Below are 12,419 nucleotides of genomic sequence, written 5' to 3'. Positions count from 1 at the left end.
CTCGTTTGCTGCTTAGCTTTTCGGGGCTGCCGGCGCTTCTGCAGTTGCCGGTTCTACGTTCTTGCATTCGTTCGCCAGCTGTTGACCCTTCTTGGAGTCCAGCAGGATGCCCTTGGCCGGGATGCCGATCCAAACCAGGCCGACCTTGCGGTTTTCGAAGCGGTTGGCGCCGGTGGTGGTGGTCACGCGGGTCAGGCGGTTGATGCGCTTGTTCCAGCGGATGGCGATGTGCTTGTCATCGTCGTCGTTCTTGTAGATGGTCAGCTTGTTGCCCATTTCGCAGTTGAAGTCGGCCGACTTGGTGCCGCCGATTTCCGGCTCGTTTTCGTCATCTTCCGCGTCCGAAGAGAGCGCCATTTTTTCAGCAGGCTTGGCGGCTACGGAAGCAGCTTTGGGATGCGCTTCTTTTTTCTTGGTTGGCTTTTTCTTGGTGGCGGTTGCTGCAGGCGCACCGGTCTCGGCGAATGCAGACGGCATGCCGACGGCGAAGAGGGCGCTTGCGAGGGTCAGGGCGGTCAGATATTTTTTCATCGTGCGTCAGTTAATGTTCAATGTTGCAGGGTGGTTGAAATCGGTGCAGCGGTCGTGCCGGTTTCTGCAAACCAGGCTGCGACTTCCACAGGCAAAACAGCGCCGCCGGCATGGCCGCGCTGCAGGATACTCCAGTAATAACGGTAGCTTGCACGGTCATGCAGTGTGCCGCCGTGCTGTATCGGGCCCCATTGCACGTCCCTGGCTTTAAGCAGGATTTGTGCCGCTTCGCCGATTTCGTCGTCGGCGGGGGAGAGTGTTTGCACGATCGCCTTGATGTGGTTCGGATGGATGCTCCACATCCGGGTATAGCCGAATTCTTGCGCCGCGCGGCCGGCGTCGCCGGTGACTATCGCCGCATCCTGGATCTCGGTGGTGACGTTATGCGACGGCACTTTGCCGTGCGCGTGGCAGGCGGCGGAAATTTCCAGTTTGGCGCGCGCCACCAGCGGGTGCGTGAACTGGCCGGGCGAGCGCATCGCCGCAGCCGGGATGGCGCCATAGTGCGCCGACACAAAATCCATCACGCCGAAGGACAGCGATTCAACCTGCGGCAACGCTGCGATCTGGTGCACGTCTTCCAGGGCGCCGTGAGTCTCGATCAGCACGTGCAGCGGCGGCGTGCGGCGGCCGGCTTCGCTGGTGTGGCGGGAGATGGTGGCGATGGCGCGTTGCACATCGGCCAGACCGTCTGCCTTGGGCAGCATCAGGTAAGCCAGTTGCGGCGCAGCGGTAGCGCAGATCGTCGCAACGTCTTGTTCGAAAAAGGGGCTGGTCACGTCATGCACGCGGGCGCCGATGCGGCCAAAGCGATTGTCATCGCCGGCGATCAAGGCGCCAACCAGTTGTGCGTGCTCGGCTTCGTTGCCGGCGCTGGCGCCGTCTTCGCAGTCGAGGGTGATATCAAAAACCGGGCCGAGTTCTTGTTGCAGGGCGATCGACTTGCGCATCAGCTTTTCGGAGCCGGCGTAATGGTCGCAGACCGGTAGAGAGACCGGTTGTCGGGTGCCTGGGAACAAGACCTGGGTGGGATGCATTGCTGCTGAATTCCGAATGTATGCAAAATTTACGCGGCGGCTGTGAGAGCCCGCCGCGCGCTGGTCAATTAGCCGACCAGGTGTTTGACGCCTTCGCGCTCTTCCGACAATTCCTTGAGCGTGATGTTGATGCGCTCTTGCGAGAATTCGTCGATTTCGAGACCTTGGACGATCTTGTATTCGCCGTTCTCGGTTGTGACCGGGAAGCCGAACATGGTGCCTTCGGGGATGCCGTAGGAACCGTCCGATGGAACACCCATGGTGGTCCACTTGCCGTTGGTGCCCAGGATCCAGTCATGCACGTGATCGATCGCTGCGTTGGCTGCCGATGCTGCCGAAGACAGGCCGCGCGCTTCGATGATCGCTGCGCCGCGCTTGCCGACTGTCGGCAGGAAGGTGTCCTTGTTCCAGACCTGATCGTTGATCAGATCCTTGACGGCCTTGCCGTCTGCCGTCGCGAAACGGTAGTCGGCGTACATGGTTGGCGAGTGGTTGCCCCAGACGCACAGTTTTTCGATGGCCGAAACCGGTTGGCCGATCTTGGCCGCAACTTGCGACAGCGCGCGGTTGTGGTCCAGGCGCAGCATGGCGGTGAAGTTCTTGGCCGGCAGATTTGGTGCCGACTTCATGGCGATGTAAGCGTTGGTGTTGGCTGGGTTGCCGACGACCAGAACCTTGACGTCGCGCGAAGCAACTGCGTCCAGCGCCTTGCCTTGCACGGTGAAGATTTGTGCGTTGGCTTCCAGCAGGTCCTTGCGTTCCATGCCTGGGCCACGTGGGCGGGCGCCAACCAGCAGGGCGATGTCGGCATCCTTGAATGCGGTCATCGGGTCGCTGTGCGCGGTCACGCCGGCCAGCAACGGGAATGCACAGTCATCGATTTCCATGATGACGCCCTTCAGGGCTTTTTGTGCTTTTTCGTCTGGGATTTCCAGCAATTGCAGGATCACTGGCTGGTCTTTGCCGAGCAGGTCGCCGTTAGCAATGCGGAAGAGGAGGGAGTAACCGATTTGACCGGCGGCGCCAGTGACGGCAACACGCTTGGGGGCTTTAGCCATGTGAATCTCCAAAGTGGTGATAGAAAGCGTTCAATACTGCCGGAGTCGGGAGGCGCTCGCAAAACATGCCGCAAACGCGCTGAAACAAGTCCTGGAAGTGCTTCCCAACTCCTCGCCGGTCTCGGTAAGACACCGGCAATTACTTCGTATTCTTTCAAGAGACTGTAATCATACCGTCGAAAGCGCAGGCAGTCAGTTGTTTTGCCGTTTCGATGGCGAACCGATGCGGGGTAAATTGCGCGGACCTGCAAAGTGCGACACAAGTGCGGTCCAAAAAACGGTTCGTCTCTGAATATGCCCGCGAGTGTAGGCCTGCCGTTGTGGTCTGTCAATCGCTATCTTATGTCTTATATAAGACATCTTATTAAATACTTTTTGCTGGACGCGAGCAGGGTTTTTGTGGTCCAATTTGGGGTTATGAGCTCCAGCCTGCCCAATCTGAACAACAGCGACTCGCAAAGCGTGGGCACCAGTGTTGCCGGAGCAGCTCCTACCTTCAGTCCCCTCTATCAGCAAATCAAGGCTTTGATCACACAGCGTCTGGAATCAGGCGAGTGGAAGCCGGGCGAACTGATCCCCAGCGAAGTCGAACTCGGCAACCGTTTCAAGGTGAGCCAAGGGACCGTGCGCAAGGCGATCGACGAACTGGCTGCTGAAAACCTGGTGGTGCGGCGGCAAGGGAAGGGTACGTTTGTTGCCACTCATCATGAAACGCATGCGCAATTCCGTTTCCTGCGACTGACCGCCGATGCGGACGGTCCGCAACGCGCCGAGAACAAAATCATCGAAGTCAAGCGCGTGCGCGCGCCGGCCGAAGTGGCGCGTCAGCTCGACATCAAGTCGGGCGACTCCGTGATCTTCATCAAACGGGTAAAATCATTTAACGGCGTTCCGACCATACTTGAAGAAATCTGGTTGCCCGGCCTTATTTTCAAAGGGCTGACCGCGGAACGTCTGATGGAATACAAAGGGCCGCTGTACGGCCTGTTTGAAACCGAATTCGGGACACGCATGATTCGCGCTGAAGAGCAGATTCGTGCCGTGGGGGCGGATCCGGAGTCTGCGGAATTGCTGGGGGTTCCGCCCCAAACGCCTTTGTTGAGTGTGGACCGCGCTTCCTTTACCTATGGCGACAAGCCGGTGGAGATGCGACGCGGCTTGTATTTGACGTTGAATCATCACTACCAGAGCGAGCTGAATTAAACCTGCAGGGGATGTCCTTTGCTCGCATCCGTTCGTCGACTTTGAAATGCCTAATTTGCTGCGAAGCAGAATAAGTGTTGGTGAAGGTTCATGAAATCGGCGAAAATTGCGGGATTGTTTTAAATCTGAGGAGAACCTTGTTATGTCTGAAGCCGCTAAACCACCACGGCCACAATTTCGTAACATTAATATTACCCAAATTGCTGGCTACCGTATGCCGCTGGCTGCGCTGGTGTCGATCATGCACCGTGTCAGTGGTCTGTTCCTGTTCCTGATGCTGCCGTTCATCCTGTATTTGCTGGATAACAGTCTGCTCTCCGAAGGCACCTTCGAGTACCTGAAGGGCTTTGCCTCCAACTGGTTCGTCAAGCTTGTCGTCCTCGCCCTGTCCTGGGCATACCTTCATCACTTCTGTGCCGGCATCCGTCACCTGATCATGGACAACCACATCGGTCTGGACAAGGATAGCGCGCGCAAATCGTCGGCCGGGGTGTTGGTCGTCAGCATCGCACTGATGATCGTGGTGGCGTTGAAACTGTTCGGAGCATTCTAAAAATGGCAAACAATAATATTGGATCAAAGCGCCTCGTCGTGGGCGCTCATTACGGCATGCGCGACTGGCTGGCGCAACGCGCCACCGCCGTCGTCATGGCGTTGTACACCGTCGTTCTGCTGGTGTGCTTCCTGACTTCCAGCGGTTTTTCTTACGACGGCTGGGCGGCGATGTTCTCGCATCAGTGGTTCAAGATGGCGACGTTCGCAGCCTTCATGGCCTTGTTCTACCACGCCTGGATTGGCGTGCGTGATATCTGGATGGATTACGTCAAGCCGGTCGCTGTGCGCCTGGTCTTGCAAGTTGCCACGATCCTGTGGCTGGTTGTGTGCGCCGGATGGGCGGCACAGATTTTGTGGAGAGTGTAATCGTGGCAGCTATCAAATCCACAATTCCTACACGCCGCTTTGATGCGGTTATTGTCGGCGCCGGCGGATCCGGCATGCGCGCTTCGTTGCAACTGGCTGAAGCCGGTCTGAACGTCGCGGTTCTGTCCAAAGTTTTCCCGACCCGCTCGCACACGGTCGCTGCCCAAGGCGGCATCGGTGCATCGCTGGGCAATATGTCGGAAGACAACTGGTACTGGCACATGTTCGACACCGTCAAGGGTTCGGACTACCTGGGTGACCAGGACGCCATCGAATTCATGTGCCGCGAAGCACCGAAGGCCGTCTACGAGCTGGAGCACTTCGGCATGCCGTTCGACCGCAATGCCGATGGCACCATTTATCAGCGTCCGTTCGGCGGTCACTCGGCCAACTTCGGTGAAAAGCCGGTGGCGCGTGCCTGTGCTGCAGCCGACCGTACCGGTCACGCGCTGTTGCACACGCTGTATCAGCGCAACGTCCGCGCCAAGACGCACTTCTTCGTTGAATGGATGGCGATCGATCTGATTCGCGACAACGAAGGCGACGTGATCGGCGTGGTTGCACTGGAAATGGAAACCGGCGAAATCATGATGCTGCACGCCAAGACCACGCTGTTTGCAACCGGCGGCGCAGGCCGTATCTGGGCTGCATCCACCAACGCCTTCATCAATACCGGCGACGGCATGGGTATGGCGGCGCGCGCAGGCCTGCCTTTGCAAGACATGGAATTCTGGCAGTTCCACCCGACTGGCGTGGCCGGTGCGGGCGTGCTGATTACAGAAGGCGTGCGCGGCGAAGGCGGCATCCTGATCAACAGCAATGGCGAACGTTTCATGGAGCGCTATGCGCCGACGCTGAAGGATCTGGCGCCGCGCGACTTCGTTTCGCGTTCGATGGACCAGGAAATCAAGGAAGGCCGTGGTGTCGGTCAGCACAAGGATCACGTCCTGCTGGATCTGCGTCACATCGGCGCCGACACGATTCAAAAGCGTCTGCCGTCGATTCTGGAAATCGCGCACAAGTTTGCCAACGTTGATGCGACCAAGGAACCGATTCCTGTCGTGCCGACCATTCACTATCAGATGGGCGGTATTCCGACCAACGTGTATGGCCAGGTCGTTGCGCCGAAGAATGGTTCGTACAAGGAAGTGGTGCAGGGCATGTACGCCATCGGCGAATGCGCCTGCGTATCGGTGCACGGCGCCAACCGTCTGGGTACCAACTCGCTGCTGGATCTGGTGGTGTTCGGTCGTGCCGCCGGCAATCACATCGTTGAAAGCCGCCTGCAGGATCGCAGCCACAAGCCTATTCCATCGGATGCAACCGATCGCGTCATGGAACGTGTCGCACGTCTGGAAACCAGCACCGGTTCCGAGCGCGTGCAGGACGTTGCCAACGCAATCCGCGCCACGATGCAGCACTACTGTGGCGTGTTCCGTACCGACGAATTGCTGAACGAAGGCCGTGCCAAGATCATGGAGCTGGATGAGCGTCGCAAGCACGTCTCGTTCAAGGACAAGTCCAAGGTCTTCAACACTGCACGCGTCGAAGCGCTTGAGCTGGACAATCTGATTGAAACAGCCAAGGCAACCATTACTTCCGCAGCAGCCCGCAAAGAATCGCGTGGTGCGCACGCTCACCGCGACTATGAAAAGCGCGATGACGTCGAATGGCTGAAGCATACGCTGTGGTTTTCCGAGGGGAATCGTCTCGACTACAAGCCAGTCAACATGCAACCGTTGACGGTCGAGACATTTAAACCTAAAGCACGTACTTTCTAAAAGGTCAGAACATGACACGTACTCTGAAATTCAAGATCTACCGCTACGATCCGGACAAGGACGAAAAGCCGTACATGCAAGACCTGACCGTCGAGCTGAAGCCAACCGACAAGATGCTGCTGGACGCTCTGCAACGCATCAAGTCCGACGTTGACGATTCGCTGGCGCTGCGCCGTTCGTGCCGTGAAGGCGTGTGCGGTTCCGACGCGATGAACATCAACGGCAAGAATGGTCTGGCCTGCACCACCAACCTGAACGAACTGAGCGAGCCTATCGTTCTGAAGCCGCTGCCAGGTTTGCCGGTGATTCGCGACCTGATCGTCGACATGACCAACTTCTTCAAGCAATACGACTCGATCAAGCCTTACCTGATCAACGACAGCATTCCTCCTGAAAAAGAGCGTCTGCAATCGCCTGAACAGCGTGAAGAACTGGACGGCGTGTATGAGTGCATCCTGTGCGCATGCTGCTCGACATCGTGCCCGTCGTTCTGGTGGAATCCGGACAAGTTCGTTGGTCCTGCCGGCCTGCTGCAGGCTTACCGTTTCATCGCGGACAGCCGCGACGAAGCGACCGGCCAGCGCCTGGACGATCTGGAAGATCCGTATCGCCTGTTCCGTTGCCGTTCCATCATGAACTGCGTCGATGTCTGCCCGAAGGGTCTGAACCCGAACGCGGCCATCGGCAAGATCAAGGAACTGATGGTTCGTCGCGCCGTATAAGCAGTTTGCAGCAAGCGGGCGGGAGGCGACTCCCGCCCGTGGTTTTATCCATGTTTCATGAATGTTTCACCAATGATTGCCTTCCGCGCCGGTTTGCCAGTGTGGCCGGAAGAATGACATCAGCACCGATTAAGAAGTGATTTGAATCCATGTCCCAAAGCCATCAAGACGATCCCGCCAAACGTGCACGCTTGCGTTGGCGCGCCCGTCGCGGATTGCTGGAAAACGATCTCATCCTGACGCGTTTTCTCGACGCGCATGAAGAGAGCATGACCGACGACGAAGTCGATGCGTTTTCCCGGCTGATGGATCTTGGCGACAACGACCTGATGGACTTGCTCCTTGTGCGCAAGGAGCCTGAAGCGGCCGTGGACTTGCCCCAGGTCCACGCCTTGCTCAAAAAATTGCGTAACGCCTGAACGTTCCACGGCGTTCTGGCAAGATTGGTTCAAAAGCGGCCGGCGTTGTATTAGAGGCTGTTGCAAAGTGAAGTTGGCGGCATCCTGCGTCGTGCATTAACGACGGGCGCAAATGCTGAGTTCCTTTTGCAACAGGCTCTAAAGCGGTTGATTTGCGATTTTTGATTAACGATTCATCATCACAGCTGAAGGAAGAACTATGCCCACCTCAGATATCAAAGCGACCCTGTCGTTCTCGGATGGCACGCCATCCCTGGATTTTCCCGTCTACAAGGGCACCATTGGTCCGGATGTCATCGACATCCGCAAACTGTACGGCGCCACCGGCAAGTTCACTTATGACCCGGGCTTCATGTCGACAGCGGCATGTAATTCGTCGATCACTTACATCGATGGAGACAAGGGCGAGCTGCTATACCGCGGTTATCCGATCGAGCAACTGGCGGTCAACTGCGACTTCCTGGAAACTTGCTACCTGCTGCTGCACGGCGAACTGCCGACTGCAACGCAAAAGGAAGAGTTCGTCGAAACAGTGACCCAGCACACCATGGTTCACGAGCAAATGAATTTCTTCTTCCGCGGTTTCCGTCGCGATGCTCACCCGATGGCCGTGCTGACCGGTTCGGTCGGCGCCTTGTCGGCGTTCTACCATGACTCGCTGGATATCAGCAATCCGGTGCACCGCGACGTTTCCGCGATCCGCATGATCGCCAAGCTGCCGACGCTGGTCGCCATGGCGTACAAGTACAACATCGGTCAACCGTTCGTGTATCCACGCAACGACCTGTCGTACAGCGCCAACTTCATGCGCATGATGTTCGCGAATCCGTGCGAAGAGTACAAGGTCAACGAAGTGCTGGTGCGCGCGCTGGACCGCATCCTGATCCTGCACGCAGACCACGAGCAAAACGCATCGACATCGACCGTTCGTCTGGCCGGTTCGTCGGGCGCGAATCCGTTCGCATGTATCGCAGCCGGCATCGCCTGCCTGTGGGGTCCTGCTCACGGCGGCGCCAACGAAGCTGCATTGACCATGCTGGAAGGCATCGGTTCGGTCGACAACATCCCTGAGTTCATCAAGCAAGTGAAGGACAAGAATTCCGGCGTCAAGCTGATGGGCTTCGGTCACCGCGTCTACAAGAACTACGACCCACGCGCCAAGCTGATGCGTGAAACCTGCTACGAAGTCCTGAATGAACTGGGCCTGCACGATGACCCATTGTTCAAGCTGGCCATGGAGCTGGAAAAGATCGCGCTGGAAGACGACTACTTCGTGTCGCGCAAGCTGTACCCGAACGTCGACTTCTACTCCGGTATCGTTCAGCGCGCGCTGGGCATTCCGACATCGATGTTCACCTGCATCTTTGCAATGGCGCGTACCGTGGGCTGGATTGCTCAATGGAACGAAATGATCTCCGATCCGGAACAAAAGATCGGTCGTCCGCGCCAGTTGTTCGTCGGCTCCGCGAAACGCGACGTTTCGCCCATCGACAAGCGCGGCTGATAGCGCTTTGGTGGCCGTCCGGCAAGGCCGGTCATCAAGCTGTCATGATCTCGTTGCGGCTTCTTGCGTAAAGCGGAAGGCTTGCCTTCCGCCAGCGCAACAAATGGCACAAATAAAAAAGCGAATCTCAAGGATTCGCTTTTTTATTGGAAATAAGGATATATAATTCTGCCTATGCTGGCTGGATAACTCAAAAAGTTCAGGTAGACATGGTCCTTCCCCACAACTTGATGTGCAATCCGCTAACCGGTCAGGCCGTGTCGCGGAAGGTTAGATTAACCCGCTAATCTCGCGAAACGCGAAGAAAGGTGAGCCAGATATGACTCAGCTCTACGAGCAATATAATCTCAACTCCTACCTCTTTGGTGGGAATGCGCCGTACTTGGAAGAACTGTACGAGGCGTACCTCAATAACCCCGGATCCGTGCCAGACAATTGGCGTGCCTATTTCGACGCGGTGCAACATGTGCCTGCAGTTGATGGCTCCAATCGTCCTGACGTCGCCCATGCACCGGTGATCGCTTCGTTCGCCGAGCGCGCCAAGCAAGGTCCGATCCGCACCGTGGTCGCTTCGGCTGATACCGAAATGGGCCGCAAGCGCGTCGCTGCAACCCAACTGATCGCCGGTTACCGCGACCTGGGTTCCCGCTTCGCCAACCTGGATCCGCTGCAACGCCAGGAACGCCCAAGCATCCCTGAACTCGAGCCGACTTTCTACGGCTTCAGCGATTCCGACATGGACATCGTGTTCAACATCAGCAACACCTATTTCGGCGGTGAAACCGCATCGCTGCGCGACCTGCTGCAATCGCTGCGCGATACCTACTGCCGTTCGATCGGCGCCGAATTCACCTATATCAGCGATCCGGCTGAAGTGCGCTGGATCCAGGAACGCCTGGAACCGACTCGCGCGCTGCCGCAGTTCTCGGCTGAAAAGAAAAAGCACATCCTCGACCGCCTGACCGCGGCCGAAGGCCTGGAGCGCTACCTCCACACGAAGTACGTCGGCCAGAAGCGTTTCTCGCTGGAAGGCGGCGAAAGCTTCATCGCGTCCCTGGATGAAACCATCCAGCGCGCCGGTGAAAAGGGCGTGCAGGAAATCGTTATCGGCATGGCCCACCGCGGCCGTCTGAACGTGCTGGTCAACATCCTGGGCAAGACGCCTCAGGAACTGTTCTCGGAGTTCGAAGGCCATCACGCCGACGACCTGCCGGCCGGCGACGTCAAGTACCACCAAGGCTTCTCTTCCGACATCAGTACCCCGGGCGGCCCGGTCCACCTGTCGCTGGCGTTCAACCCGTCCCACCTGGAAATCGTCAACCCTGTGGTTGAAGGTTCGGTCAAGGCGCGTATGGATCGCCGCGGCGACAAGGACGGCTCGCAAGTGCTGCCGATTCTGGTCCACGGCGATGCAGCTTTCGCCGGCCAGGGCGTCGTGATGGAAACGCTGAATCTGGCGCAGACGCGCGGCTACGGCACCGGCGGTACCGTGCATATCGTGATCAACAACCAGATCGGTTTCACCACGTCGGATCCACGTGACTCCCGTTCGACGCTGTACTGCTCGGACGTGGTCAAGATGATCGAAGCGCCTGTGCTGCACGTCAACGGCGACGATCCTGAAGCCGTCGTGTTCGCGACGCAAATCGCGGTCGACTACCGCATGCAGTTCAAGAAGGACATCGTTGTCGACATCATCTGCTTCCGCAAGCTGGGTCACAACGAGCAAGATACACCGGCGCTGACACAGCCGCTGATGTACAAAAAGATCGCGCAACATCCGGGCACACGCAAGCTGTATGCTGAAAAGCTGGCTGCGCAAGGCACCATCCCTGCCGATGGCGGCGACGTCATGGTCAAGGCTTTCCGCGATGCGATGGACAGCGGCAAGCACACTGTCGATCCGGTCATCACCAACTTCAAGAGCAAGTACGCCGTCGACTGGCTGCCGTTCCTGAACCGTAAGTGGACCGACGCTGCCGACACCGCAGTCCCGCTGGCGGAACTGAAGCGCCTAGCGACACGCATCACCACCATCCCAGAAGGCTTCAAGGCGCACGCGCTGGTCGAGAAGGTCATCAACGACCGTGCTGCAATGGGTCGTGGCGATCTGAACCTGGACTGGGGCATGGGCGAACATCTGGCCTACGCTTCGCTGGTCGCATCCGGCTACGCCATTCGCCTGACCGGTCAGGATGCCGGCCGTGGCACCTTCGTCCACCGTCACGCCGTTCTGCATGATCAAAACCGTGAACGTTGGGATGCAGGCACCTACATTCCTCTGCAAAACGTCGCAGAAAACCAGGCGCCATACACCGTGATCGACTCGGTTCTGTCCGAAGAAGCGGTGCTGGGCTTTGAATACGGTTACTCGACAGCCGAGCCGAATACACTGACCATCTGGGAAGCCCAGTTCGGCGACTTCGCCAATGGCGCGCAAGTCGTGATGGACCAATTCATCAGCTCCGGTGAAGTGAAGTGGGGCCGCGCTTCGGGCCTGGTGCAAATGCTGCCGCACGGCTACGAAGGCCAGGGTCCTGAGCACTCGTCCGCGCGTCTCGAGCGTTACCTGCAACTGTGCGCCGACAACAACATGCAAGTTGTTCAGCCGACCACCGCCGCGCAGATTTTCCACTTGCTGCGTCGTCAGATGATCCGCTTGTTCCGCAAGCCGCTGATCATCCTCACGCCGAAGTCGCTGTTGCGTAACAAGGATGCCGGTTCGCCGCTGTCCGACCTGGCCAAGGGTTCGTTCCAGACAGTCATTCCGGAACTGGACGACAAGCTCGACGCCAAGAAGGTCAAGCGCATCATCGCTTGCTCGGGCAAGGTCTACTACGATCTGGTCAACGCACGCAAGGAACGCGGTCAGACCGACACGGCAATCATCCGCGTCGAACAACTGTACCCGTTCCCGCACAAGGCCTTCGCCGCTGCGCTCAAGCAATTCCCGAACTTCCAGGAATTGGTCTGGACGCAAGACGAGCCGCAGAACCAGGGCGCATGGCTGCAAATCCAGCACAACATCTTTGAAAATCTGACTGACGGTCAAAAGCTTGCTTACGCAGGTCGTCCAGCCAGCGCATCTCCAGCGGTCGGTTACTACGACAAGCACTATGCGCAACAAAAGGCGCTGATCGACACCGCGTTTTCGAAGCTCAAGGGCTTTGTCCTGACTAAGTAATCAGATCTTGCACGGCGCGCATTGCGAGGGCGATGCGCGCTGATGTTTTATTGAATAAC

General features: G+C 57.8%; 11 protein-coding genes. 8 read left to right on the top strand and 3 right to left on the bottom strand.

The annotated features are described in order from the left end of the window. Positions 1-12: 12 nt before the first annotated feature. The 3 genes from ACIROW_RS04545 to ACIROW_RS04535 all read right to left on the bottom strand — a co-directional run bounded on the left by ACIROW_RS04545 (position 13) and on the right by ACIROW_RS04535 (position 2,626). Positions 13-531 (bottom strand): hypothetical protein, encoded by a 519-nt coding sequence (locus ACIROW_RS04545; RefSeq protein ID WP_402272336.1) that lies wholly within the window; start codon positions 529-531, stop codon positions 13-15. A gap of 17 nt (positions 532-548) precedes the next feature. Continuing rightward, positions 549-1,568 carry an HpcH/HpaI aldolase/citrate lyase family protein gene (locus ACIROW_RS04540; protein ID WP_402272334.1) on the bottom strand — a complete coding sequence of 340 codons (1,020 nt, stop codon included), beginning with the start codon at positions 1,566-1,568 and terminating at the stop codon, positions 549-551. Between the two features lie 68 nt (positions 1,569-1,636). After that, positions 1,637-2,626, bottom strand: a complete 990-nt coding sequence (locus tag ACIROW_RS04535; protein ID WP_050477250.1) for a malate dehydrogenase — start codon at positions 2,624-2,626, stop codon at positions 1,637-1,639. A 417-nt stretch (positions 2,627-3,043) separates the two neighbouring features. Here ACIROW_RS04535 and ACIROW_RS04530 point away from each other — a divergent pair, with 417 nt between their 5' ends. From ACIROW_RS04530 to ACIROW_RS04495, 8 genes are all read left to right on the top strand, one after another. After that, positions 3,044-3,829, top strand: coding sequence for a GntR family transcriptional regulator (locus tag ACIROW_RS04530; protein WP_402272331.1), 786 nt, complete (start codon positions 3,044-3,046; stop codon positions 3,827-3,829). Positions 3,830-3,971: 142 nt separating this feature from the next. After that, the gene (sdhC, locus tag ACIROW_RS04525; protein ID WP_116435631.1) at positions 3,972-4,382 is read left to right on the top strand and encodes a succinate dehydrogenase, cytochrome b556 subunit; all 411 of its coding nucleotides are present in this window, start codon (positions 3,972-3,974) and stop codon (positions 4,380-4,382) included. A gap of 2 nt (positions 4,383-4,384) precedes the next feature. Continuing rightward, positions 4,385-4,750 (top strand): succinate dehydrogenase, hydrophobic membrane anchor protein, encoded by a 366-nt coding sequence (sdhD, locus tag ACIROW_RS04520; RefSeq protein ID WP_029363159.1) that lies wholly within the window; start codon positions 4,385-4,387, stop codon positions 4,748-4,750. Between the two features lie 2 nt (positions 4,751-4,752). Continuing rightward, positions 4,753-6,531, top strand: coding sequence for a succinate dehydrogenase flavoprotein subunit (gene sdhA, locus ACIROW_RS04515; protein ID WP_402272328.1), 1,779 nt, complete (start codon positions 4,753-4,755; stop codon positions 6,529-6,531). An 11-nt stretch (positions 6,532-6,542) separates the two neighbouring features. Next, the gene (locus tag ACIROW_RS04510) at positions 6,543-7,253 is read left to right on the top strand and encodes a succinate dehydrogenase iron-sulfur subunit (protein ID WP_016833000.1); all 711 of its coding nucleotides are present in this window, start codon (positions 6,543-6,545) and stop codon (positions 7,251-7,253) included. 149 nt (positions 7,254-7,402) lie between these two features. Then, a complete protein-coding gene (locus tag ACIROW_RS04505) occupies positions 7,403-7,672 on the top strand; it encodes a succinate dehydrogenase assembly factor 2 (RefSeq protein WP_402272325.1) in 270 nt (89 codons plus the stop codon). Positions 7,673-7,871: 199 nt separating this feature from the next. Beyond that, positions 7,872-9,176: a citrate synthase gene (gltA, locus tag ACIROW_RS04500; RefSeq protein WP_116435633.1), complete on the top strand. Its 1,305-nt coding sequence runs from the start codon at positions 7,872-7,874 to the stop codon at positions 9,174-9,176. Between the two features lie 319 nt (positions 9,177-9,495). Beyond that, positions 9,496-12,360 (top strand): 2-oxoglutarate dehydrogenase E1 component, encoded by a 2,865-nt coding sequence (locus ACIROW_RS04495; protein ID WP_265213028.1) that lies wholly within the window; start codon positions 9,496-9,498, stop codon positions 12,358-12,360. Positions 12,361-12,419 lie beyond the last annotated feature (59 nt).

The organism is Herbaspirillum sp. NPDC101397 (assembly GCF_044767325.1).
Taxonomy (GTDB): Bacteria; Pseudomonadota; Gammaproteobacteria; order Burkholderiales; family Burkholderiaceae_D; genus Herbaspirillum.
The sequence above is the reverse complement of the archived record's forward strand: the minus strand, read 5'-3'. Positions and strand labels throughout refer to the sequence as shown.